Source organism: Litoribacillus peritrichatus (assembly GCF_039537985.1).
Taxonomy (GTDB): Bacteria; Pseudomonadota; Gammaproteobacteria; order Pseudomonadales; family Litoribrevibacteraceae; genus Litoribacillus; species Litoribacillus peritrichatus.
In genome coordinates, this window is sequence record NZ_BAABBN010000004.1 from 318,533 (window position 1) to 344,917 (window position 26,385).

The 26,385-nt window shown below is 45.5% G+C and carries 16 protein-coding genes; 9 read left to right on the forward strand and 7 right to left on the reverse strand.

Translation table 11 applies throughout. The annotated features are described in order from the left end of the window. Nucleotides 1-27: 27 nt before the first annotated feature. Genes flgK through ABD744_RS02660 form a run of 3 tightly spaced genes read left to right on the forward strand, consistent with a single transcriptional unit; the run spans nucleotide 28 to nucleotide 5,563 of the window. The gene (gene flgK / locus ABD744_RS02650; protein ID WP_344795181.1) at nucleotides 28-2,700 is read left to right on the forward strand and encodes a flagellar hook-associated protein FlgK; all 2,673 of its coding nucleotides are present in this window, start codon (nucleotides 28-30) and stop codon (nucleotides 2,698-2,700) included. A gap of 27 nt (nucleotides 2,701-2,727) precedes the next feature. Beyond that, nucleotides 2,728-3,969 (forward strand): flagellar hook-associated protein FlgL, encoded by a 1,242-nt coding sequence (gene flgL, locus ABD744_RS02655; protein ID WP_344795183.1) that lies wholly within the window; start codon nucleotides 2,728-2,730, stop codon nucleotides 3,967-3,969. Nucleotides 3,970-4,003: 34 nt separating this feature from the next. After that, the gene (locus ABD744_RS02660; RefSeq protein WP_344795185.1) at nucleotides 4,004-5,563 is read left to right on the forward strand and encodes a methyltransferase regulatory domain-containing protein; all 1,560 of its coding nucleotides are present in this window, start codon (nucleotides 4,004-4,006) and stop codon (nucleotides 5,561-5,563) included. 33 nt (nucleotides 5,564-5,596) lie between these two features. On the opposite strand, the gene ABD744_RS02665 is transcribed toward ABD744_RS02660, so the two are convergent. The 3 genes from ABD744_RS02665 to ABD744_RS02675 form a co-directional block, all read right to left on the reverse strand. Then, entirely contained in the window at nucleotides 5,597-6,961 is a 1,365-nt protein-coding gene (locus ABD744_RS02665; protein WP_344795188.1) for a class I SAM-dependent methyltransferase, read from the reverse strand. A 78-nt stretch (nucleotides 6,962-7,039) separates the two neighbouring features. Beyond that, entirely contained in the window at nucleotides 7,040-9,112 is a 2,073-nt protein-coding gene (locus ABD744_RS02670) for a methyltransferase domain-containing protein (protein ID WP_344795190.1), read from the reverse strand. Nucleotides 9,113-9,510: 398 nt separating this feature from the next. Then, nucleotides 9,511-12,543: a flagellin N-terminal helical domain-containing protein gene (locus ABD744_RS02675; protein WP_344795192.1), complete on the reverse strand. Its 3,033-nt coding sequence runs from the start codon at nucleotides 12,541-12,543 to the stop codon at nucleotides 9,511-9,513. Between the two features lie 434 nt (nucleotides 12,544-12,977). On the opposite strand from ABD744_RS02675, the gene ABD744_RS02680 reads away from it, so the two are divergent. The 6 genes from ABD744_RS02680 (at nucleotide 12,978) to ABD744_RS02705 (ending at nucleotide 21,708) form a co-directional block, all read left to right on the forward strand. Continuing rightward, nucleotides 12,978-15,965, forward strand: coding sequence for a flagellin N-terminal helical domain-containing protein (locus ABD744_RS02680; RefSeq protein WP_344795194.1), 2,988 nt, complete (start codon nucleotides 12,978-12,980; stop codon nucleotides 15,963-15,965). A gap of 72 nt (nucleotides 15,966-16,037) precedes the next feature. After that, the gene (locus ABD744_RS02685) at nucleotides 16,038-16,445 is read left to right on the forward strand and encodes a flagellar protein FlaG (protein ID WP_344795196.1); all 408 of its coding nucleotides are present in this window, start codon (nucleotides 16,038-16,040) and stop codon (nucleotides 16,443-16,445) included. A 116-nt stretch (nucleotides 16,446-16,561) separates the two neighbouring features. Next, nucleotides 16,562-19,057, forward strand: a complete 2,496-nt coding sequence (fliD, locus tag ABD744_RS02690; RefSeq protein ID WP_344795198.1) for a flagellar filament capping protein FliD — start codon at nucleotides 16,562-16,564, stop codon at nucleotides 19,055-19,057. A gap of 149 nt (nucleotides 19,058-19,206) precedes the next feature. Then, the gene (gene fliS / locus ABD744_RS02695; protein ID WP_344795200.1) at nucleotides 19,207-19,644 is read left to right on the forward strand and encodes a flagellar export chaperone FliS; all 438 of its coding nucleotides are present in this window, start codon (nucleotides 19,207-19,209) and stop codon (nucleotides 19,642-19,644) included. Between the two features lie 36 nt (nucleotides 19,645-19,680). Continuing rightward, on the forward strand, nucleotides 19,681-19,980 hold the full coding sequence (locus ABD744_RS02700; protein WP_344795202.1) for a flagellar protein FliT: 300 nt from the start codon (nucleotides 19,681-19,683) through the stop codon (nucleotides 19,978-19,980). Between the two features lie 240 nt (nucleotides 19,981-20,220). Continuing rightward, nucleotides 20,221-21,708: a sigma-54 dependent transcriptional regulator gene (locus ABD744_RS02705; RefSeq protein ID WP_344795204.1), complete on the forward strand. Its 1,488-nt coding sequence runs from the start codon at nucleotides 20,221-20,223 to the stop codon at nucleotides 21,706-21,708. A gap of 102 nt (nucleotides 21,709-21,810) precedes the next feature. Here ABD744_RS02705 and ABD744_RS02710 read toward each other — a convergent pair whose 3' ends face one another. The 4 genes from ABD744_RS02710 to ABD744_RS02725 are packed head-to-tail and all read right to left on the reverse strand — an operon-like array spanning nucleotide 21,811 to nucleotide 26,373. Beyond that, nucleotides 21,811-22,608 (reverse strand): enoyl-ACP reductase FabI, encoded by a 798-nt coding sequence (locus ABD744_RS02710; RefSeq protein ID WP_344795206.1) that lies wholly within the window; start codon nucleotides 22,606-22,608, stop codon nucleotides 21,811-21,813. Next, nucleotides 22,605-24,230 carry an ABC transporter ATP-binding protein gene (locus tag ABD744_RS02715; RefSeq protein WP_344795208.1) on the reverse strand — a complete coding sequence of 542 codons (1,626 nt, stop codon included), beginning with the start codon at nucleotides 24,228-24,230 and terminating at the stop codon, nucleotides 22,605-22,607. The genes ABD744_RS02710 and ABD744_RS02715 overlap by 4 nt, the downstream gene beginning before the upstream one ends. A gap of 17 nt (nucleotides 24,231-24,247) precedes the next feature. Beyond that, entirely contained in the window at nucleotides 24,248-25,279 is a 1,032-nt protein-coding gene (locus ABD744_RS02720; RefSeq protein ID WP_344795210.1) for an ABC transporter permease, read from the reverse strand. A 2-nt stretch (nucleotides 25,280-25,281) separates the two neighbouring features. Then, nucleotides 25,282-26,373 (reverse strand): microcin C ABC transporter permease YejB, encoded by a 1,092-nt coding sequence (locus ABD744_RS02725; RefSeq protein ID WP_344795212.1) that lies wholly within the window; start codon nucleotides 26,371-26,373, stop codon nucleotides 25,282-25,284. Between the last annotated feature and the right edge of the window lie 12 nt (nucleotides 26,374-26,385).

The following is a 26,385-nucleotide window of genomic DNA, read 5'->3' on the forward strand; positions in this document are numbered from 1 at the left end:
CGGCAATTATTTTCCAGGGGTAATGTCATGTCTCTTATCAATATTGGTTTAACCGGGTTGAAGGCAAATCAGGCTGCCTTAGCAACGACGGGTCATAACATCACGAATGCGGACACCCCTGGTTATACCCGACAACGGGTTGAAAGCTCTACGAACCCGGCAATATTTAAAGGCGGCCTGGTACAGGGGCAGGGGGTTAAAGCGGATGAAGTGGCCCGGATCTTTGACCAGTACATTAATGATCAACTGATTCGTGATACTTCCGTGTATAAACAGGTGGAGTCGCACCTGTTGAATATCGAACAAACCAATAAGCTGCTCTCCAACCCGGAAACAGGCATCCTGAATGAATTGTCCGGTATGTTTGATAGCTTTCAGGTGGTGGCGGATGACCCTTCTTCCGTCAGTATCCGAAATACCGTAGTGAATGACATCAAAGACGTTGTGGTACGTTTTAATCAAATGTCACAGAGTATTTTTGATCAGCAATTGACGAACTCCCAGCAGCTGGAGTCCTCAGCCATTGAGATCAACACCATCTTAAATAACATTGCTGCGCTGAATAAGGAGATCCTTCAAGCCGAAGGTGGCGGTACGGCCACTGCAAATGACTTGTTGGATAAACGAGATGAATCCATCCGTCAGCTCTCCGAGTTTGTTGATATCAGTACGGTTGAAACGGAAAGTGGTGCACTGTCTGTTTTCATGTCCAATGGCCAGAATCTTGTTGTGGGTGACACTGCGTACAGCATTGAAGTTCGCGACGATGATTTCGATTTAAACCGGAAATCGGTGTCGGTCAATGTGGCTGGTGTTTTGGTGGATGTTACCGATCAGGTTGGCGGAGGCTCGGTGGCTGGTTTATTAGATTTCCAGAATGAGTCAATTCCGGAAGCACTTAACCAGTTGGGGCGGATTGCCATTGTTATGGCTGATCAGCTTAATGAGCAGCATCGTTTAGGAATGGATGCAAACGGCGATTTAGGCGGCTATATCTTCACTGATGTGAACGATCTGGATATAGCCCGCAGTCGTTTCATGGGCTCCGGTGAGAATGTGGCACCGATTGATCGTGTGGGAAATGTGACCATCATTGATTCCAGCATTATGACCGCTGACGATTATGTGCTTGAATTCACCGGGCCTAATGACACCAACTACGAAGTTCGTCGGTTATCGGATGACTCTGTCGTTACCCGGGGGGTGGTATCCACCGTTTATCCCTTCGAAATTGATTTTGAAGGCGTCAGAATTGAGCTGGAAAGCGGCAGTTTTGTGGAAGGCGATGAGTTTGAAATTCGACCAACACGAACTGGTGCATCGGACATCGCCACAGAGATCGAGCGGGGGGATCAGTTAGCGTTGGCCTCACCCATTCGAACCGAAGGGGATTTAGGCAATTTGGGCACGGCAAGCATTAGCCAAGGTTCTATTCTGGACATTTACCAGGAGGCTCCAAACGATGATGTCTTGTTATCCACCTTTGCCACAGCAGGGCAGTTGTCACCGCCTTTGATCGTGAAGTTCACCAGTGAAACCACTTACGACGTGCTTGATAATTCTGACCCGGCCAATCCGGTCAGTCTGGTGCCTCCCTATGAGGATCAGGTGTTTATTCCCGGGGTAACGAACAAACTTTTTTCAGAAGATCCGGGTTTAACTGTGGTTGAGTCGACGGGCGCCAATGCGGGGGTTGTGGTCGCAGGTGGCACCAACGGCTATTTGGCTGAAAACTTAAGTTTCACCTTCACTGATCCGGATACGGGCGTCGTAACGGCCCGGCCTGGAGTGGCAATCGCGGCGAATACGCCTGCACAGCAAATTGCTAATCAGCTAAATCAGCAACAAGGTATTGTGGCCACGGCCAGAACCGAAGTGACACTCAGTAATTTTGTCGATAACGGGGCCGGAACCGCGTATGAAATAGTAATCAACGGTGAAACCTTAACGATTACTGCACCGGATGTAGTGGATGCGGACACCATTGCCAGAGAAGTAAATGCGAACGGCAACCTTTCTACGCAAAATATTCGTGCGTTCAGCGATGGTACCAACGTTCGTCTTGAATCTTATGTCGGTGTAGATATTACCGTGACAGTCAATGGCGACGCCAACCCAGGCGGAGACACTGTGGATGTGACGGACAGCCTGTCGAATACCTTAACGGTGGATGGAGGAAACTCTGCAACCGTTGGTGGCACGATCGATATTCAGTTAGAAGAAGGCTTGCTGGTTACCTCTGATGCCATCGGCTTGGGTAATATTTTTACACCGGTCCCTACCGCGACGGGTTTGTATTTGGGTTATCAGGCTGAGATCAATGGTGAACCTCAGCGAACAGACTCTTTTACTATTGATTACAACACTGACGGGGTTTCAGACAATCGAAATGCCACAAACTTGATTGATATTCAGCGAGAAAAAACCATTGGCGTGGATCAGTCCGCAGGTCAAACCCTGGAAGAGGGTTATAACCAGTTGGTCGCAAAGGTGGGCTCTGAAACCGCGTCTTTAAGAATTAACGAAGCGGCCGCAGAAAGTGTGTTGGCTTTGACTCAGTCTCTTAAAGAATCGGTGTCAGGGGTGAACCTGGATGAAGAGGCAGCCAACCTGATTAAGTATGAACAGGCCTATAACGCTTCGGCGAAAGTCATTCAGGTCGCTCAGGAAATTTTAGATACTTTATTAAGTACATTTTAAATCTTCAGACGTTAAAGGAGTTTGATTATGGCCGTACGTATTTCATCCAGTCAGGCGTTTGAAGCCTCAGTGTCTCAAATGATTGACTTGAATTCTCAAATGCTGAGAACACAAGAACAAATATCCACCAGTAAAAAGAACCTAAGTGCTGCGGATGACCCACTGAACAGCACGCGTATTTTGCAACTGCAACAGTCCATCTCTTTGCGGGATCAGTACAGTACGAACCTGGATACTTTGGATGGTGCCTTACGCTCTGAAGAGTCTGCTTTAGACTCTATTGTGACCAACATTCGTAAAGTACGTGAACTGACGGTGAGTGCCGGTGATGGTACTTACAGTTTTGATGATCGAAAGTCGATAGCGCTTGAAATTGGTCAGCGAGTGGATGAACTTCTGGCCCTGACAAACACTAAAGATCCGAATGGTGAATACATATTTGCCGGTTTTCAAGGGTTTACTGAACCTTTTGTTGAGCAGCAAGACGGACGTTTTATATACCAGGGGGATGAAGGCGAGCGCTTTGTAAAAGCGGATGAAGCGACAAACCTTGCCAGGAATAATCCGGGAAAAGAAATTTTCATGGACATTCCAAGTGAAAATAACACGGTATCCACTTCTACAGACCCGACCAACTCAGACGCAGATACCTACATCACCTTGGGCAAAGTGGTTGATCAAACGGTATATGATGCGTTTTACCCTGAAGATATCGTCATTGAGTTTAATGCGGAAACGAATGTAATACCCAACGGGCCAAACTTTACCGCCTATGAAAAGGAAACTGGCCGACCCATCGTTCAGGATCAGTCTTATGTACCGGGTCAGGAAATTCAGTTGGAAGGTGTTGCCTTTAAGGTGGTGGGAAGCCCTGATCCAGGCGATAACTTTTACATTGATTCATCTTCAAAGCAGGACATATTTACCACCTATAAGTTACTTGAAGATGGTTTAAACTCGTTAACAGATACGCCAGTAGATCAAGAACAGCTGGAAAAGTTATTAAGTGATACTTTGTCGAATTTGGATAACGCGTTGAACTCGGTCATTAACGTGCAAAGTGACGTTGGTGGCCGGATGAATATCGTAGCGACCAGCCGGGAGACACAGGAAGAAGTGAAGCTGGTCAGCCAGGAGGTGTTGTCTGATCTTCAGGATTTGGATTATTCTGAAGCTGTATCGCGGTTGAGTTATCAAACCTTTGTGCTTGAAGCGACTCAGTTAAGTTATACCAGAGTGACCGGTTTAAGCTTGTTTAATCAGCTATAAACGTTAATTTTTTATCTATGGAAAATACACAATTATGCAGAATAAACAGGGTATGGCTGAAGAAAGTACTGATTATAAGAGTGAATTAGCCTCATCTTATGATGATCTTCAATATCAAAGCCAGCCAATCTGGAAAACCCACCCGGAAAATATGGCTGCACTTGCTCATTTGTATGGTTTAGATCCGGTTTTACCCTCTAAAGCTAAGGTGATTGAAATAGGTTGTGCTACCGGTGGAAATTTATTGCCGATGGCGATGAATAATCCGGATGCACTGTTTGTGGGAGTGGATATTTCTGAGCAACAAATTCTTGAAGCGGTAAAGACAAAGCAAGAGCTGGGCTTAAAAAACATTTTCTTTTTACACAAAGGCATTGAAGAGGTTGATGAAGAGTTTGGCCTATTTGATTATGTGATTTGTCATGGTGTGTTTTCTTGGGTGCCAGAGCATGTTCAAGAGCAGATACTAGAGTTCTGCAATACGAGAATGTCAGCTAATGGCCTGGCGTATGTGAGCTACAATACTTTTCCGCTTTGGCATCATCGTATGCCAATGTTGAAGTTTATGCGCTTTATATCCAAAGGGAAGAGCGACATCGCGACGGTCTCGGACACCATGTCAAAAACCAAAATGTTTTTGAATGCCATATCGTCTGATACCTTGTCTTATAAAACCTCTTTTATTGGGGCTTATGAACAGGCTTCAAAGTTCCCTGAATATTATCTCGGGCACGAATACCTGGAAGACTACAATAAGCCGTTTTATTTTAACGAGATTTCTGATCTTTTAAAAAAATACGGTTTAGATTATGTTGCTGATTCGGAGTGGCAAAGAAACTTTGGACGACTCTTTAATAAAGAACTGAACGACAAGGTTGAATCATACGGTGCCGATCGTCTGGAACGAGAACAACTGTTCGATTTTATTGAGGGAACGGGTTTTAGATCCAGTTTATTTTCTAAACAGAAAGTGCTTGGCCGAGTTGATTTCAACAGGGCTAAAGATTTGTATTTGTATAGCTCCGCAAGCTATAAAGGACAAAATAATGGTCGTTATGAATGGAAGCAGGGAACGAGCCTCATAACTTTTGACGATCGCTTTACTCAAAATGCACTATCGTTTTTATCTTCCAAAGGGCCGGCAGGGGCTTCCGTTCTTCAGGTCATGGAGGCTGCATCTCAGGGGTTGGAATTTGGCTCTCATGAGCAAATGGATCAGTTCATTGCAGACATTGTCCGTAACCTAATAAAAACCAATATATGTGTGTTTCGAGTGAACCCTGCGCTTTGCGTTGACTATATTTCTGACAAGCCAATGCTGAATCCGGTTGCTTTGGGGCAGCTCAAAAAGCATGAGATGGAAAGCACGAATCAACTGCATTTTTCTATTTCGGTAAAATCCGAATTCAGAAAACTATTTGCTATGTTTGACGGAACAAGGACTCCTCTGGATGTTCAGGAAAACTGGGGCGATATTTTTTCAGAAGAAATGTTAAACGGTAAGAAGATAAAGCACTTCTCTTCTCAGGAAAAAGAAGAGCTGATAGGTAAGGTATTATCATCAATGAAAAGAAATGCAATGCTGATAGGGTAGTGGTAGAGGGGGAAGCCCCTCTACTTTAGTTATTTATTTTTTGAAATATTTATTGTAGATTTTTTGACACTCATCTCTTCCGTAAATTGAAACAACCCGACTTTGCATTTCTACCATCTGAGGGTACTCAGGCGTATTTTTGCTCTTGAGAAACATTAAGCCGGTATTGTTTAGAGCGTTGTATATCTTATAAAACTGGCTGTATATGTTTTCTAGACTTTCATTTGGGTTGAGCTGACTGACTTCAACTACAATTTCACCGATGGATTTTTTGCCATCAATGGCATTGAACAGGTCTTTGGTACACTCCCTGCGAAAAATCTCTACAGCGATATTGATTCTGATCTTTTCGCCATTTCCGTTGAATTGTTTTTTTAGGTCTTCAAATTCAACGGCGCCTTGGCTGGTGATACTGTGTATTGGAACTAAGTCTTTGTTTGTAAATTGAGCTTCTTTGTTTGAAGCGTTTGATATGTAACAGCAATGCTTAATTCTTTGGCCATACAATAATTCGCTAATAGCCTCTTGTTCTCGCTTTGGCAAGCTCATAACTTCTTGAATTAATTGTGGGTCATTCAAGAAAGTTTTGGGGTCGAATATCATTCTTCCTAAAGCGCTTTCAAGCTCAAACATTGTATTGAGAACCAGGCCCTGGCTTTCGACGAATTCATATAATTCCGTCGTAGTGTAGGATCTGTCTTGTGAGTGCAAAAGAAGATCATATATTCCAATATCACTGGCTAAATCCAAGTTAAATATTTGTTTGTTAAATTTGAACCAATTGGTGTCAGGCAAACAATTTAGAACTTTTTTTGTATTTGAAATTTTCGCTCTGATGTCTTCTGTTGTTTGGTTTACTCGCTTCATTAAATCTTGCATTTGGTATACGGCAGTTCGGCCATAAGTGCCGTATAACATTAAAAAAATAGAACCATTTTTTTTCAGAACTGATTTCAGTGCCGCAAGACCCGCTTCCGGACTCGATAGATGATGAAGCACTCCTGTACAAGTAATGTAATCAAACTGGCCTAAATTTAAGCTCTGTAAGTTAAGAATAGAGTCATGTACCCACTGAATGTTGGTAAGCTGCCTGACCTTGGCCCTTTCTTGAGCGACTGCCATGGACGCTGTGCTCATATCGAGGTATACCACTTCTGCATTAGTATTTCTGAGTTGTTCTGCAAGGTAAATCGTGCAGTCTCCAGTACCTCCTCCTGCAATAAGTACTCTGAAATTTTCAGTGTGGTTGAGGTTACCTTCGAAGCAGTAGTGGTTAATGCAATCTAAAGAGGACGACTTGGTTGATAGGAGTGTTCCCTTTTCTACCTCCGGGTTTCTTTCCGGGTATGGGTACTCTTCATATTGACGTCTAACCTCTTCTAAATAGTTGCTATCCATAAAGTGTCCGTAAAGTTTAAGAGCTGTGTTGGGTAATGGCTGAAAGGGCGCTAAAAAATTCTTTAGCGCCCTTATTTTTTAAAGTTTTTGGCAGAAAAACTGGTACATACCCGAGAAAAGTTCTTTGTTTTTCTCTTCGAAAGATTCCCAGTTATGGAGGTCTGTCATGTCTTTGTCCAGAGGGAATCGGCGTCCATATTCTTGTTTTCGTTCTGGTGTTAAGCCAGTAAACCCCTGGAATTTTAAGCCAGTTGTTTGAGTAAGCTTCCTTAGCGAATTTATATTGTAGAGGTGCTCAAGTGGGTTATAAAGTAAATCGGCACACCCTGCCATATGAAAAAAGTCAGGCGAGCTGATTAGTTTTCCATACTCAGCCTTTAAATTATCATCGGTCATGATTAACCAGCGTAACTTTCGGATTTGTTCTTCGTCTGCCTGAGTGAAGTTACCGATAATTTCTTGTTTCAGCTGATTGATTTTCAACCGGGCTGCTTCACTGTATAGCCCCAGTTTTATAAAACCGTAGGGCTTGAGGCAATTGGTCAGTGCTTTTAACCCTTCTTCGGGAGAGGGTAGATGGTGCAGTACACCACTGCATTCAATAATGTCGAACTCTTCATTCAGTTGCTCAACCTTGGTTAAGTCTAAAGCGAGAAATTTTACATTACGGATCTTAAGCTTTTCGGCTTGTTTTTCAGCGAACGCGAGGCTGGAAGCACTGATGTCAATGGCGGTTACTTTGACATTTTGGAAGTACCTGGCCGCCTTCAGAGCCTGCAGTCCTGTACCACAGCCTGCAACCAACATGTTCAAGGTTTTGCCTTTCAGTTCAGGCGGGATAACGATATGAGACAGTTCGTGGCGTAGAGCTTGTGTATAGTCACACAGTGTATGGAACCCTAAGTTGCTCCAATGTGGGTATGGGAAGCGCTCATATTGCTTCTTGATATTATGGCTGGCATGAACCGTCATACCTGGGTTTTTATAGCGCTCCGCTCGGCGCATGATTTCTTCTGGTTCAGTAAGTGCTTTTTCAAGCATTGGCTGCAGCAGCTCAGGCCATTCAGAAACGGTTGTGTTGTTAATGGTGTCACCCACGTTTGAGCCAGTTAAAGGCTTATACATGGACAGAAGAATCAAAGCGCCAGTAACATCTTGTGGCTGCCAATCTTCTAACGCAATGATCTGCTCTATAAGACTTTCAATGCTTGCAACCACTTCTGTTTCGTCTTCGTACATGGACATAACATAGCCGTTTCTGGCTGACTGCATAGAAATAGCAATAGCGAGTTGGATGAACTCATCTATGATGTGACCGGCTTCCATGCTCTGGCTTAGAATTAAAAACCGCAGTGCCCGGATCGTATTTTCAAGGTCAACGTTTGTGCAGTGTACTTTTCTTAGGGTCTCTAAAAATAATGTGTCTTTGGCAATGGCAAAAATGTCCAGAGGGGATTCTTTATCTCCGCTGATGTTGTATTTATGATCCAGGGTGCTGGTGGCCAGGTTGGACAGTAAATCATGATCGGCATTAGGGTATTGAAGATATCGAATTAAGTCGTGCTCTAGCTCAACCTGATAGTAATCCGCTTTTAACATGGCCGCTGAACGGAAAACACCCGATTGGATGTTTTCATTAAAATGACCTGCGCGTATCAGGTTGCGGTAAGCTTGAAAAGACTCACCGTAACGTCCCATATTCAGGTATGTTAAGGCAATACCTGAAAGTGCCTGAGTGTGTTTGTTGTCCAGCTCAATGGCTTTCTTAAAGTGTTTAAGAGCGAGGTCAAATTTGCGTTGCATTAATTGCAAATAGGCTAAGTTGGTGAAGAACATCGGCTGACTTTGGTCGAGTTCAATGGCCGTTTCGAAGTGTTCTAAAGCCTTGCTGTAATCGTGCTGATCCAGTGAGATACGGCCAATCAGGTTGAGAACCTGTGGTTGGCTCGGATTTTTATTGTATAAGAATTCACAAAGCTGAGCGGCTTTTTCACGCTCAATTTCACGCATCTCTTCAGTAAGGTTACCTTGGCATGATCGGTTGTAATGCTCGTTGGCCTGGATGAGCATACTGGCAACATCGAGCTGCATGGCACCGACAGGATTTGTTAAATTTTTATTAAACTCTGTGTTAAATGCTTGTTGTGCCATAGCGGCAACCCTCCAGCTAAATTCATAACTTTTCTATTAATTAGCGAAAGCCATGCCAATAATTAAAGTTACTTTAAATCAATGGCTTATGGTGCTTTTCTTATGGGGGAGGTAAACTTTGCCGCTAACTTGTTGTTAAAGCGGTAAGCAATCTCAGTGGTTTGTATTTAAGAGATTTGTATTTAAGGGGTTAGTGTTTAAGTGGTTAGTGTTTAAGTGGTTAATAGTGCTGCGGTTGTAACTATTGAATGCACTTGGGTTATCAGCGCGATTTTGGGCGCAGAGAAGTAAAGACAGATAAGCAAAGACAGAGAAGTAAAAACAGAGGTGAAAAGCAAAAAGACCCAGCAGGCAATGCCTGTTGGGCCAATAGTTTCAGGTCAGTTAGGTGATTGAGTTTACTGCAGTAAACTAAGTACCTGCTCCGGTTGTGCATTTGCTTGTGATAGCACAGAGATACCTGCTTGTTGCAGCACCTGAGTTCTGGATAATTCTGCGGTTTCTGCAGCAAAATCCGCATCCCGAATTCGAGAATTCGAAGCACTTAAGTTTTCTGACGTGATTGACAGGCTTTCAATGGTGGATTCAAATCGGTTCTGATAGGCACCCAGGTTCGCTCTCTCAAAGTTCACTGAAGCCACAGCATTATCAATTGCCGCTAAGGCTTCTACGGCACCTTCAACCGTTGAAATATCAATGTCTTTGATGAAAGTCCCTTCCGTTGCTCCACCGTACTCGCCAGAGTTGAATCCAATCTCAGTGAGAGCATCTGGGCCATTAGAACCTGGACCAATTTCAATTTGTTCAGCAGAGGTCAGCGTTAGTGTTGAATAGGTGGTTTCTGCTGCATTGATGTAAGTCGCCGTTGCCGCAAAGTCGCCGGAACCAATGCCATCAATAGAGCTGTCTAAGCCAATTCCTTGGGTAAACGCTAATGCCTGAGCTGCTGTAAATCCATTGGCCGTATCGTTGGTATCAATGGCAACAGATATGTTTCTGCCGTCTTCGGCTGTCAGTGTGATTGATGTACCGTTATCTTCAGCAACGACTCCGGTTTGACCGGTGATGGCATTAATGGCATTAATTGTGGAAAGTCTATCGGACTCACTGTCTCCAGTACCTGCAACCAGGCTGGTTTGGACGCCGTTAATATATACTGTGCCAGTGCTGCCAATAGGGGCGCTGGCTGAAGAGGAACCACCAGTGACTTCGGTTGGGTTTACTGTCGCTGTAACACCTGTTTGCTCTGTTGATCTATTGATTGCGGCGCCTAAAGCAATACCACTGGATGCTCTGTCAGAAGTAAAGGCGGTATCGTCTGATGCGGTGTCATCCAATGAGCGTGAAGCACTGATAACTACACCGTTCAGTACTAAGTCACCTTCGTCTAGCGCTTGTGGCAGATCAGTACCTTCCGTCGAGTCTACTGTGTCTGTTACTGTGCTTTCACCGTACCAGGCTGCCATGTTGATATCAGCATTGGCAGCGCCCTGGAAATCTGAGACCTGAATATTCGTGCCGTTGGCCACCAGGGTGCCTGTCATTTCATAGGTGATGGTGCCTGTGCCATCGGTGGAACCGGTGACGACCACATCCAATTGCGCGGTTGTTAAACCTGCGGCCGCGATGGCGGCTGTAATGGCAACGTCTAGGGCGGGTGCCGCCAGCGCAGTGGATGCGTTCAGGTCTGCAGCACCGGATAAATCAGTGGCGAATACAATGTTATCGCCGTTGAATACTGTATTGCCTTGGGCGTCCTGCACGACAAAGTCAAAGGTGGCATTGTTGGTGTTGAAATCAAACAGTCCGTTTGCAGTAACGTTTGTGCCATTGCCGTTGAACGAAGTAATCAGCTCTTGAGGGCCACGAACGGCAATACGTTCCTGGCTTGTAGATGCTGCAATGCCGGTTTCATATTCGCCTCTGACTAAACCTACGTTATTTAAGTCGCCGCTGCCTGAGCCGTCGCCGCCATCAATAGTGACTGGTCCGCCATCGGTTTTATTATAAAGAGTGAAACCGCCTTCATAGGTGCCGTCCCGACCATTGGTGGTTTGTACCGTCGCGTTATTGAACAGTTCGGCAACGTCGCCTGCGCCACCGCTGGCATCGTTACCTGTGATGGTGAAATTATAACCACTGGCGGCTGCTTCCCCTGTCGCTCTGTAGAGAATGTTGGCCGCGTTATTTGGATCAACTATGGCTTCCAGGTCAACGCCGTTGCTGGTGAAAATAGTGGTCAGTGCAGCAGCACTTTGTGCAATGGTGTTACCACCAAAGTTAGCAGCACCAAGGGTAATGGTTTGAGAAGCGTTGGTGACTGTATTGCCGTTTTTGTCTGTAAATGTGATGGCAATAGTATCTGCCGTATAGTCACCAACAAAACCTGCCGGTGTAATTGACTGGTTGGCAATTTCGCCGCGAGGAAGCCCGGTTGCCTCAGCAATGGCTTCGGAAACACCAGTGATGGTGATGTTTCGCCCGTCATCGGCTTCCAGAAAAATACCGTTTACAGCGGAGCCCGAATCAACCGCAACAATACCTGTTTGGTCTGATTTTGCATTGATGGCTTCAATCACGGATGCTCTGTCAGCATCGCCGTTTTGGCCACCCCAACTGACGGTGATGTCCACACCGTTCAGCTGAACAGTGGCAGGGCTGGTGGCAGTGCCTGCGAGGGTACTGCCTGTTCTTTGGGTGGTGCCTTCGGCAACGGTAGTATTCGGTTCTGCTACTACGTTGGTTTCATCGGTATGTTCGTTAATCGCGGCTGATTTGGCGATCGATGAGGCGTCAGCATTGGCAAATGAGGCGCTGTCTGAAGATGAAACGGAAGACTGAATGGTTACACCATTGATGACTAAATCACCTTTGGTGATCTTTTCATCGGTGGCTATCGAACTAATGCCTGCCGTATCGCCACCACCCAGAGAATCAGTGGTCAGTTTGCCAATGGTGACATCAATGGTTTCACCTGCGTTGGCCCCCACCTGAAACTGCGTATCAAACGATCCGTCTAAAAGTTTACGGCCGTTGAAGTTTGTGGTTTCAGACGTACGCTGAACTTCATCGATCAGTTGCTGAGCTTCTGAGTTAAGGGCTTCACGATCAATGTCGTCATAGGTTCCGTTTGCGGACTGAAGTGCCAGTTCCCGAATTCTTAACAAGGCATCAGTAACGGTTTTTAACGCGCCTTCAGCCGTTTGGGACAATGAAATGGCATCCGATGAGTTTCGAATGGCAACATTGGTGCCTTCGATTTGCGCATCAAAACGTGTGGAGATCGCTAAGCCTGCCGCATCATCCTTTGCACTGTTAATACGTAAGCCAGAAGACAATCTCTGCAGCGCGGTTTGGTTGTCCGCTTGTGATTGGTTCAAGTTTCTCTGTGCGTTCAGAGAAGCAATGTTGGTATTAATGACCTGAGGCATAACGCTCTCCTATTTTATTTTAATGTCTTGCATATCAATGCGTGGTTATTGCGCTTCTTTAGGTTTTCAGCGCTTTAACTTCTTTAAGGAAACTCCTATGCGGAATTGAATCACCACGCATTAGAGCTATGAAAAGCTTTATGCTAAAGGTATGCCAGATTTTTTTTGTATTTTAAATCAATGGGTTATCGTGTTATGTGGTGAGCGATTATCTGCTCTGGTCGAAAAGTAGCCTGTTTTTCTAAAGTCACGGCAAGGGTTGGCCGATAGCAAATTTGAACAGAAGTAGGCGGTAAGTAATTTTTTGTAATCGATGAAAAAATGTTCTAAAGGTTTCAAAAGAAGTGCCGCTAACCCTGTTGAAGATTAAAAATTAGGGCCAAAAGAGCCCAATGCCAAGGCCGCTTGCGGCGGTATTGAATGGAGAAACAACCATGCCACAGATTATTAACACAAATATCGCTTCGTTGAATGCGCAGCGTAACTTAGATAAAGCCCAGTCGGGCAACGATACCGCTTTGCAGCGTCTTTCTTCTGGTCTTCGTATTAACAGTTCGAAGGATGATGCAGCGGGTCTTTCAATTTCCACACGTTTTGAAGCGCAGATCAGTGGTACTGATGTAGCAATTCGAAATGCAGGTGACGGTATTTCACTATCTCAAACAGCAGAAGGTGCGTTGGATTCAATTACAACCAACCTACAGCGTGTTAGAGAGCTAGCGGTGCAGTCTGCCAACGGTACTAACGCAGATGTTGATCGTGATGCACTGAATGCTGAAGCACAGCAGTTACTCGATGAGATTCAAAATACAGCAGATAACGCCAACTACAACGGCATTAACCTTTTAGACGGTTCATTTGCTACGTCTTTGCAGGTAGGCGCTAATGCAGGCGATACATTGGACGTTAATATTGGTGCTGTTACTACTGATACATTAGGTGTTGCAGATACCGCTGGGTTAAGTGCGGTCGGTTCTGATAATGCCATCAGTAATGGTGATTTGTTCATTAACGGGATTGCGATCGGTTCTTCATCTAAAGATGACGATACCGCATCTACAGATAATGCCGCAGCATCGGCGATTGCTAAAGTAGCGGCTATTAATAAGAGCACAGAAGAAACAGGCGTTCAGGCAACGGTTAACGAAAATACTGTTTCAGGTAGCTCTCAATCTGCTGCAGCGGCGGCCGATGCGGGTACTCTTGTAATTAACGGTGTTTCTGTCGAGATTTCGATTGCTGCAAATGATACTGCAGCGACTCGTTCAGGTATTACTCAGGCGATTAACAGCATCAGTGGTTCTACTGGTATTACAGCTGTTGATACAGGGGAGGATGCTAACGGTATTATCCTGACAGCGGCAGACGGCCGAAATGTGACTTTAAGTGCGGACTTAACCAACGACTTTGCAAACTATGCAGCTGGTGATGAAGCAAACTTTGCCCGAGATACAGGTTTGGCATTGGGTGGTGACTCAGGCTTAGGTACCCCGACAGTACAGACTTATGAGGGTGGCTTTACGCTAAGCACAACCAGTGGTACGTCTGAGATTGTAATCAGTGGTGGTGATGGTACTGGTACGGGCGATTTGTCTAATGCAGGTCTAACGGCTGGTACATACGGTTCAAGCAGTGCTGCTTTGGTTTCGGACAGTGTTGCTATTGGTGATTCAACTAACTCAGTGACCGGTGGTACAGCGGCGAATGATAATGCCACAGTTAAAACCGGTACAGTTGCGACCTTCAGTGTGGCTTTTGATGATACTTCAAATACTGCAGTGGCTAACGCGGCAGCAGATACGTTGGCTGATTTTGCTGCGACTGTGAATGGTTCTGTAGCAAATACTGGCGTGTTTGCTTATGAGCAGTTGGATGTTGTCATTGATGTGGCTTCTTCTGGTATTTCAACTCTGACAGACATTACTTTCGGTAATGGTGCTGTTGGCTTGGGTAACGCACTGGTAGCTGGTTCATCCGCCCGGGATCTTGTATCTGCGATTAACGCGACAGATTATACGGGTTCGAACTTTGATATAACGGCAAGTTATGATGCGGACAATGATGATATTCTTTTGAATATCCGAAGTGCAGATACCGCAGCCGCTGCATTTAAGATTGCAGCAGTGGGTGGAGCGATTGAAGTTGAGAGTGTCAATGGTGATACAGGTGCTCAGTCTACAATTGCAGCAGCAGGTAACGATGTCTTTACCGGGCAATTGGCTTTTGAGCAATTAGCAACAGGCAGTTCTACTGTTTCTGTAACGGATACTGGTGGTACTAACCTAGTTGATGGTAACTCACAAACCGTTGGTCTTACTCAGGACAGTGTGCTGCAAAGTGGTGACTTAATCATTGAAGGTGTTGCTATTGGCGCGGCAAACGCTGCGGACGATACTGCAACGGCTACTCTGGGCTCTGGTGGTGACTTGATTACATCCGTAGATACTCGAGCAAACGGTATCGCAATTGCAGCCGCTATTAATAAAAACTCGACTGAAACCGGTGTAACTGCAGAAGTTCAGGCGACTACCTTGGTAGGTGGTTCAGGTGGAACGGGCTCAGCGCTGGAATATGCTAAGACAAGAGCTGATATTGGCGATTCCGGTACTGTTTATATCAATGGTGTTGAAATTGGAACAACTACACTGGTAGATGATGGTTCTGGTGCTGTTGATTTTGATAAGGCGCGTGCTGATACATTAGCAGCAATTAATGCGAAGAGTGGCCAGACAGGTGTTGTTGCTGAGGATAATGGTGTTTCATTAACGTTAACAGCTGCAGATGGTCGCGCAATATCCGTCGCGGTTGATACAAACGCGGCAGCGAATGATGCTGCAGCTCTTGGTGCTGGTGATTCCATCTCTGCTTTGTTTGGACTGGATACCGAAGTTGATGGTATCGGTGGTGGTGACTTTACTACATTACAAGCTGGTTTGGCCGTGTACGCCGATGCAGAAGCGGTAGAAGCAAACTTGTATGAGACTACTTACTCTACAGTTAAGTTGTCAGCCGCAGGGTCATTTACTGTTGAGTCCGGTGCGAATGGTGCCTCTCAATTGTCTGCGCTAGGTTTGACTGCCGGTACGTTCGGTGGCTCTGAAAGTGGCCAGTTCCTTAAGGATGTGGATATCTCTACAGTTGAAGGGGCAAACGAAGCGTTGAGTGCAATTGATAATGCTCTGAGCCAAGTTGCAAGTGAACGAGCTAATCTGGGTGCGACTCAGAACCGCTTAGACTCTACCGTGAGTAATCTGGCGATCACGAAAGAGAACTTGAGTGCTGCTAACTCTCGAATCAAGGATGCGGATTTCGCAGCCGAGACCGCAGAGCTATCTCGTACTCAGGTATTGATCCAGGCTGGTATCTCTGTATTGGCTCAGGCGAATGCCCGACCACAGCAGGTGTTATCACTATTGGGTTAATCTGAGGCTTATGAAAGAGTGGGGGTTAAACCCCACTCGCTTTTGGTTTAAAAATATATTAAGGAGGGGGTCATGGCTGATTTAAGTCCGTTGGTCGGAATGACTACTTCAAATAGCTCAAGTACGAAAACAGATACTAAAGCTTCACAAGGCTCAGCCGTTAAACCAGATAAGTTTAACGAAGTGCAAAAACTTGCCGACGATGAGGTGACTCTAGGTGGCAAGGATGTGCCTGCGGTATCTGCAAAAAAAGAACCTGAACAATTGAGTAATGCGGTAGAGCAGTTGAATGACTACATTCAAACGGTAGATCGTAAGCTTCAGTTTAAGGTTGATGAAGATTCTGGTGAGGCGATTGTTACTGTTCTGGATGCCAGTTCTGATACGGTTATCAGACAAATTCCGGATGATGTGGTGATTAAATTGGCCAGAAGCCTGGAGCAAGATGAACCTGTTCAGTTGTTTCAGATCTCAGTATAACCATTAATGATTTACGGGATGGTTATGCTGGCCCGGTAATTGCAGAACGGCAGGCAGGTCATGGAAAGATCAATGACTTGACTGGCGTTTTTTGCTTTTAGAAAGGTGGAAATATTATGGCTGTATCATCAATTGGTATTGGTTCGGGAGTTTTAACAAGTGAATTGATTGATTCGCTGGTTGAGGCTGAACGTGCTCCAACTGAGTTGCGCCTCGATCGTGAGAAAGAGGATTTAGATGCGCAGCTTTCCGCCTATGGGAAAATTCAAAGTTCTTTGCAAGAGTTTCGTTTACCCGCTCGTGTTCTAAGCAACCCTAATGCTTTGTTGGGCACCGATGTTTCCTCTTCTGCTTCAGAGATTGAAGTTTCTGCTTCTTCCAGTGCGCCTTTGGCTGAGTATACCGTTGATGTCAGTCAGACAGCTCAAGCTCACTCACTGGTATCAGGAACGTTTGCCACCAGAGATTCGGATATTCTTGGTACTGGTACTTTGAGGTTTGAACTCGGTACATATACCACGACTAATGACAATGGAACTCCTGGGGATACATCGGACGATACAATCAATTTTGATAACAATGGCAGTGGTAGTTTTACCGTACCTATTACTTCCGGAGATTTAGATAGTATTGCAAAGGCTGTAAATGAAGAAACAACAAATACGGGTATACGTGCCGATGTAGTAGATACAGGTTCTGGTTTTGTATTGGTATTTTCTTCAGAGGAAACAGGTGCTGAAAACGCGATACGCGTGACGGCTCAAGTTGATGGAGATTCAGATACAACAGATAATGCAGGTTTGTCGCAGCTTACTTATACAGAAAATCCTGCAACTGAGCGGTTCATGACAGAAACGCAAAATGCTCAGGATGCAATGCTAACAGTGAACGGGCTGGCGATTACTAGCTCTTCTAACAAAATTAATGATGTTATTTCGGGTGTAACGCTTGATCTGAATGGGGTGACCACAAGCAGTGCAAAAATTAAGGTTACTCGTGATGCCTCAGTGGTCGGAGAACGAATTCAGGATTTAGTGGATGCCTATAATGGCTTTAAAGAGTTGATGGATGAGTATTCGACTTTTGATCCGGATAACCCTGAAACAGGCCTTCTACTCGGTGACAGCACTTTAAGAAATCTGGAAAATCAGGTGGATTCTGTTTTTGGTCAGGTAGTGTCCGGAATGGAAAACGCAAATGTTCGTTCTCTGGCGGAGCTGGGGTTGACACTTTCTAAGACTGAAAATGTATACGAGTTCGATCAGGATAAGTTTAATAAAGTTTTTGATGAGTTTCCTGAAGACGTCGCGGCCATATTTTCTCAAAAGTTAGAAAGCTCCTCGTCTCGTGTTGATTTTAAAAGCGTGGTTTCAGGAACGACTGCGCCAGGTTCTTATGATTATTCAATCACACAGCTTGCATCTCAGGGGTCGTATACAGGTGTAACAGCTGTGTCATTCCCTGCTGACTCATTCACTGTCACGGCTGGCGTTAATGACGCATTTAAACTTGAAGTCAACGGTGTCGCGTCGGGCCAAATTACTTTGACAGCGGGCGCTTATGACGGAGCTGCTTTGGCGCTTGAGATTCAGTCGCAGATCAATAATGACAGTACCTTAAAAAATAACTCAGCCAGTGTTGTGGTTGCTTACGACAGTGGCACCAATAGCTTTAGTATTACTTCGGACCTATATAAGAGCTCATCTTCCGTTGCTTTTACTGAAATTGCCGCCTCAACTGAAAATGACTTTGGTTTCTCTTTGACGAATGGTACAACGGTTGCGGGCAAAGACGCAGAAGGCACCATTAATGGTGTCGGAATGAAGGGAACCGAGTCCAGCGGTACTTTTACGGCTTTGTCTGTTTTAAGTTCATTTCCGTTCACTGTTGATGCCAATAATGATGAGTTCTCGATCAGTGTGGATGGCATCACTTCCGGTATTTTATCGTTGACTCAGCAAGCCTATGCCTCTGGTGGAGATTTAGCGACTGAGGTCCAAAACCAAATTAATGCAGATCCAACGTTACTGGCGGCGGGTAAGTCCGTTACGGTCAGTTTTGACACAGATAAGTTGATTATTACCTCGGACTCAAAGGGTACTTCATCCACGGTATCTTTTGCGTCACTGGATACCAATTCCAGTACCGACCTGGGCTTCAGTTTAAACAGCTCTTTGAGTAAAGCGGGCGAAGACTTTACTACAACCGGCGTGACGGCAAGTGGCAATCGCTTAGAGCTGGATGATCCTGATAATGCAGCCGATGGCGTGGTGTTAAATGCTTTAGTGAATGACTTCCAGCCAGGTGAAACGGAAATAACAGGAACCGCTAACTATGTTTCCGGTGTTGCGGATGAGTTGGTTTCTCTCTTTAACGGGTTCTTAGCATTTGATGGTTTAATCAATAATAAAACGGACAGTATTAAAACCGAACTGAAGTCGGTTGATGATGCTCGCAGTAGCATGGAGGATCGCTTAAAGGCTTTGGAAGATAAGTTAACGATTCAATTTATCTCTGCTGATCTTCGTGTTTCACAGCTAAAAAACACCGAACAGTTCGTCACCACTCAATTGGCGGCCATTGTTAACTCATTCACGAATTCGGATAAATAAGGCGGTTTAGCGTTGGCCCTCACTTTGTGGTTTTCAGATTCAAACTGTTACAAATAAGCGAGAGGCTTGGGTTAAAGTTTTTCAAAGAATAGCCGTTAAACTATATTACATATAGACGTCTTAGACTTTAATAAAAGAGTGCTGCGATCATGAATACATATGCAAATCGTATGAACCAATACAATAAAGTGAATCAACAAACGGGTATTGTTGATGCCGATCCTCATCGCTTAATTCAACTTCTTTATAATGCGTTGAAGTCTAATTTATCAAAGGCTCGTGGTCATATTGAAAGACGGGAATTTGAACAAAAGGGCAAGTTGCTTACTAAGTCTGTTGAGATATTAAAGGCATTAAGCGATTGCCTGGACGTAAAGCATAACCCAGAGTTGGTTGAAAACTTGGCTGCGCTTTATGATTATTGTGCCCGTCAGTTGATGCAGGCCAATTTACAGAATGAAGTGAAGTTTGTTGATGAGGTGGTTGAGTTGATAACGCCTGTTCAGCAAGCCTGGGACGACATTCGTGATCAAGTGGTTCAGCCTAAACAAGAGCCGACTTATAATGGCACGACGGCTACTGCGTAATACTCAATCGTTTTGATTTAAGATCTGGAGAGAAAAATGACAGACGTTACAAAAAGAATTGCCGATGTCCAACAGGCGATGCGCTTGGCTCTCTCCAATGACGATTGGGAAGAATTGAGTACGCTTGATTTAAAGTGCCGGACATTGGTTGAAGAGGCTGTCGCAGATGCCTCAAGAAATCAGATTATCGTTCGTGACGCCATTATTCCGCTGCTTGAACTGTACAAGCATGCGGTAGCCGCTTGTGAGGCGCATCGAGATCAAATAGCGGCAGAACTCAAAGGGTTTAATCGACAAAAGACAAGTGCTCAAGCCTATCAAAACTGTCAGTTTTAGTGGTTAAGTGATTCATCTTGCTAAGACGTGTCCTCTGTTTAATGCCAGTAAAAACAAAAAGTTAATTATTTTTCTGTTTTAATAGTGTCATTTAGTTGACTCTTCTGGCATCCTCGGCTTTACTTTTTCGGTACAAAAAAAGAAATAATTTTGGCGCACTGATTCCAGAAGAGATGTCAGGCGATTTAAAACTGCGTTTGGTTGAAAAAGCCAAACTATCAAGGGGTGGGTTTTATATCTATGTGGCGCGAAGTAAAAGTTCTGGTGATTGATAATAATGAAGAACGCCGCAATCAAATAGGCATAGTTTTAGGTTTTTTGGGTGAAGAATTCTTATTAGCGGATGAAGCCAGTTGGTCTTCCGTGTGTGACGCTTCCGTTAGTGATCCTGCATTAGGTGCGGACTCCGGCGCTTACTCTCCGGAAGTGCTGGCCGTTATTGGTGATTGCTCAAACACCGAAGCGTTATTGGCTAATCTTAAAGAAAGAGATCAGGCCATTCCTGCGATTTTACTGCGTGGCAGCGATGACGATGGCCGTGAAATTTCAGAAGGTGCCCTGCAAAGAATGTGTATTGGTCGGTTAACCTGGCCGGCAACGTATAATAAGTTAATGGATCATATCCATAGGGCTCAGATTTATCGTGAACAATACGATTTGAGCCGGGGTCATCAACAGCGACGAGAAGTCCAGCTGTTCAGAAGCCTTGTGGGGACCAGCAGGACCATTCAGCATGTCCGTGAGATGATGGCGCAGGTTGCCGATAAAGACGCCAGTGTCTTGATTACAGGGCCTAGCGGAACGGGTAAAGAAGTGGTTGCCCGCAACCTTCATCACAATTCTCCTCGAAAAGCGAACCCCTTTGTTCCGGTCAACTGCGGTGCCATTCCTGCTGAGCTGTTAGAAAGTGAATTATTCGGTCATGAGAAGGGCGCTTTTACCGGGGCAATTTCCAGCCGCTCGGGGCGTTTCGAAATGGCGGAAGGCGGCACATTGTTTTTGGATGAAATTGGCGACATGCCATTGACCATGCAAGTGAAGTTGTTGCGTGTTCTTCAGGAACGAACTTATGAAAAAGTGGGCGGTACCAAAACCCTTAAAACCGACGTTCGTATCATTGCTGCGACCCATAAAAACCTGGAGAGCATGATCGACGAAGGTGAGTTCCGGGAAGATTTGTATTACCGACTGAATGTTTTCCCGATTGAAATGCCTCCGTTGAAAGATCGAATTGAAGATGTCCCGCTGTTATTGAACGAGCTTATCTCTCGTTTGGAAAATGAAAAGCGTGGTTCTATTCGTTTCAACTCCGCAGCCATTATGTCTTTATGCCGTCATGAGTGGCCTGGAAATGTTCGTGAACTGGCAAATCTGGTCGAACGAATGGCCATTATGCATCCATACGGGGTGGTTGGTGTTCAGGAACTTCCGAATAAGTTTCGTCATTTAGAGGGCTTTGAAGAGGATCATGACGCTGGGGAACCAATGGAAATACCAGCCGCCACTAACACCGGCATGGTTGACCCTGAAGCGACAGCGTTATTGCCCGTGAACGGGATAGACCTAAAAGATTACTTAGGGCGTCTTGAAAAGTCTCTTATTTCCCAAGCTTTGGATGATGCCAACGGCGTTGTTGCTCGTGCTGCAGAAAAGCTCTCACTGCGACGAACCACGCTTGTGGAAAAGATGCGGAAATTGGGATTAAGTAAAGAAAAAGAAGCGAACTAAAGGCTTTAGACTAGCACAACCAGAGTCATCGCTTGATGATTCTGGTTATGACTGGTGGTTCGAATGAATGTTTAACTTATTCAAGCGCTCATTTCTGCGTTTCTAAACGGGCGCCATGCCTGCTTTACTCAGCCCTCCATCGACGTAAATGATCTCACCGGTAATGCCGCTGGCCATCTCTGAACATAAAAAGGTAGCTGTATTGCCGACTTCCTCAATGGTAACGCCTCGCCTTAAAGGTGCTACCTCTGCACTGTCGGCCAGCATTTTTCTGAAGTTTTTAATGCCGGCGGCGGCCAAGGTTTTGATTGGCCCGGCAGAGATAGAGTTTACCCGGATGTTGTTTGGTCCGAAATCATTTGCCAGATAGCGAACACTGGCTTCTAAACTGGCTTTTGCCAAACCCATTACATTGTAGTTCGGGATGATTTGCTGTGAGCCATGGTAGCTCATGGTTAATAAACTCCCGCCTGGACGAATCATTGGTGCCAATTCGCTGGCAAGCGCAGTAAAACTGTAGCTGCTGATGTCATGGGCAATTTTGAAGGATTCTCTGGTGGTGTTGTTCAGATAGGTTCCGTCGAGTGCTTCTGTCGGGGCAAAGCCAACGGAATGAATCAGAATATCAAACTCGCCCCAGTGTTCTTTAATGGCTGTGGCGACGTTTGTTATTTGTTGATCACAGCTCACATCACAAGGAAGAACAAGCTGTGCTCCCCATGCTTCCGCAAATTTTTCAACACGCGGCTTCAGTTTTTCGCTTTGATAAGTAAGTGCTAACTCAGCGCCATGCTGGTGAAAGGCTTCTGCAATTCCTTTTGCAATGGAGTGCTTGCTGGCAAGGCCGATGATCAAGGCACGCTTGCCTTTGAGAAGCTGAAACGTTTGTGATGTGTTCATACTGTGGCCTCGTAAAATGCGGCTTCCATCAGGGTTTTTGTGTACTCATGGCTTGGGCTTTCGAATACATCAGCGGCCTGACCTTGTTCAACAATATGGCCCTCTTTCAGGACGATCAATTGGTGGCTGATTGCCTTTACGACGGCAAGGTCGTGGCTGATGAACAGGTAAGTAAGTTTGTACTTACTTTGTAAATTTTTGAGCAAATCCAATACCTGGGTTTGAACGGTTCGATCCAGGGCGGAGGTCGGTTCATCTAATACGATCAGCTCTGGTTTCAGGATGACGGCTCGGGCTATGGCAATGCGCTGTCTTTGGCCGCCTGAAAATTCATGGGGATAACGATTCCGAACGGAAGGCTCCAATCCAACTTCTTGCAAAACATCAATCACCGCTTGCTCTCGGGCTTTGGCATCCAGTTGCGGCTCATGAATCTCCAGGCCTTCTTCGATAATTTCCTGAATGGACATTCTTGGGCTTAAACTGCCATAAGGATCTTGAAAGACAATCTGCATTTTTTTACGGAAAGGGAGCAGTTGTTTCTGGTTCATTTGATCCAGCCGATCCCTGTTGAGCAGGATGTCACCTTCACTGTTTATTAAACGGATGATCGCATGGCATAGGGTGGTTTTTCCTGAACCGCTTTCTCCTACGATGCCTAAGGTCTCGCCTTTTTTAACATCGACGGAAACGTTTTGAACGGCGTTAAAGTAATCTTTGACCCGGTTTAAGATCCCGCCCTTGATCGGGAAGCGAACGGCCAGTTGATTTGTGTTCAAAATTTCCGGTGCGTCGGATGCAATGGTGACAGGCAGTCCTTTCGGATCTGCATTCAACAGGGTGTTGGTGTATTCATGTTGTGGGTCATCGAATACTTGTCGGGTGGTTCCAGATTCCAATAAATCGCCGTGCTTCATTACACAGACATCATCGGCATAGCGATGTACGACGTTCAGGTCGTGGGTGATCAGTAAAATCGACATGCCGACTTTTTGTTGAAGTTCTTTGAGCAGTTCAAGAATTTGTTTTTGAATGGTGACATCAAGCGCGGTGGTGGGTTCATCCGCCAATAAAATATCGGGCTCATTCGCCAAAGCCATGGCAATCATGACTCTTTGTTTCTGACCGCCGGACATTTGGTGAGGGTACTTTTTCAAACTCTCTTCCGGCGAAGGTATTCCTACCAAATCTAAAAGCTCCAAAACACGCTTTCGTGCCTGAGAATTTTTTAACCCCTTGTGAAGTGACAGCACTTCTGTGATTTGTTTTTCGACCGTATGGAGGGGGTTTAGAGACGTCATCGGCTCCTGAAAAATCATGCTGATGCGGTTGCCTCGAATGGCGCGCATTTCAAGCTCATTCAGTTCAAGGATGTTCTGACCTTCAAACAGTATTTCCCCCTGATACTGCACGCTGCTTTTGGGGTGGAGTTGTAAGGCTGAAAGGGCAGATACAGACTTACCAGAACCACTTTCGCCCACCAGAGCCAAAGTCTTGCCGGGGTAAAGGTTGAATGAAGTTTGTTTGACGGCCCGGGTTACTTCAACGCCGTTGTTGAACGACACGGAGAGGTCTTTTACCTGTAAAATCGGTTGCAGGTTTTGTTTGGATTGGTCTGTCATAGTTTGGCCTGCATTTCTTATTTCTGTTTACGAGGATCAAAGGCATCACGTGTGGCTTCGCCAATGAACACCAAAAGAGTCAGCATGACGGATAAGGTCACGAAGGCGGTAATGCCTAACCAAGGCGCTTGTAGGTTCTCTTTGCCCTGTTTTACCAGCTCACCTAATGATGGAGAACCTGTTGGCATACCAAAGCCTAAGAAGTCGAGAGACGTTAACGTGGTCACCGCGCCTGTTAAAATGAACGGCATAAAAGTTAATGTGGCTACCATGGCGTTCGGAAGCATGTGTTTAAACATGATGGCGTGATTGCCAAGGCCTAAGGCACGAGCGGCTTTTACGTATTCCAGATTTCTGGCCTTCAGGAATTCGGCCCGAACCAGATCCACCAACTGCATCCAACTGAACAGCAGCATAATGCCCAATAACCACCAGAAATTCGGGGTTACAAAGCTTGATAGAATAATCAGTAAATACAGTGTTGGCAGCCCAGACCAGACTTCGATCAAGCGTTGCCCGATTAAGTCAATTTTACCGCCGTAGAAGCCTTGGATGGCTCCCACCATGATGCCAATGACGGTGCTGACGATGGTCAGCGTTAACGCGAACAGGACAGAAATTCGGAAACCGTAGATCACACGGGCCATGACGTCTCGGGCCTGATCATCACTGCCTAGCCAGTTGTTACTTGAAGGCGGCGCCGGCGCCGGAACCGGTAAGTCGTAAATGTGCGTGTCGTAGCTGTACCGAATGACAGGCCAAATCATCCAGCCACCAGACTCTTCGATGATTTCTGAGATATAAGGGTCACTGTAATCGGTTAAAATGTCGAGGTCACCGCCGAAGGTGGTTTCGGGGTAGTCGATTAACACCGGAGTGTAGAGGCCGCCATCGTATTTCACCAAAATGGGTTTATCGTTGGCAATGAATTCGGCAAATAAAGAGAGTACAAACAGGACCAGGAAGATCCACAGGGACCAATAACCCCGGCGGTTTGCTTTGAACTGTGCCAGACGTCGCTGATTGATAGGGCTGATATTCGCAAACATGATTAGCCCTCCCTGCTTTCAAAATCAATTCGAGGGTCAATGATCACGTAACTGATATCACTGATTAATTTCAATATCAGGCCGAGCAAGGTGAACATAAATAAGGTGCCGAAGACCACAGGGTAATCACGGTTCAGCGCCGATTCAAAACCGAGTAAACCGAGGCCATCCAGAGAGAAGATCACTTCGATGAGCAGCGATCCGGTCAGAAAGATACCGATCAGTGCCGCCGGTAAGCCGGCAATGATGATCAGCATCGCATTACGGAACACATGGCCGTAGAGTACTTGGTTCGGAGCCAGGCCTTTGGCTCTGGCAGTCAGTACATACTGTTTGCCGATTTCGTCTAAAAATGAGTTTTTGGTCAGCATGGTAATGGTGGCGAAACCACTGATGGACAGCGCAATGACCGGAAGGGTAATGTGCCAGAAATAGTCTTTGATTTGCCCCCAGGTACTGAGTTCGTCAAAATTGGATGAGGTTAAACTGCGCAGCGGGAACCAGTCCAGATACGAACCGCCAGCAAACAGAACGACCAACATAATTGCAAATAAGAATCCGGGGATGGCATAACCGACAATGATGATGGAGCTGGTCCAGACATCGAATGAAGAACCGTGTTTCATGGCTTTTTTTATGCCCAAAGGAATTGAAATCAGATAGATGAGTAAGGTGGACCAAAGTCCTAATGAAATTGAAACCGGCAACTTATCAATGATCAGATCGATCACTGGTTTGTCTTTGAAGAAACTGTCTCCAAAGTCGAACGTAATGTAATTTCCTAACATTTCCCAAAAGCGCTCGTGCGCAGGCTTATCAAACCCGTACATTTTTTCAATACGTTCAATTAGGTCGGGGTCTAGGCCTTGCGCTCCTCGGTATTGGCTGCTGCCACCGGAAGCTCCACCGGAAATTTCACTGCTGCCAGCACTGCCGGTACGTGAACCGACGCCTGTGTCGAGGCCTTGCAATTGGGCAAGCATTTGCTCAACAGGGCCTCCAGGGGCGGCTTGAATAATAATAAAATTGATTAACATGATTCCGAACAAGGTCGGAATCATCAGTAATAATCTTCGTATGATGTAGGCTGCCATGATTACTGCTTT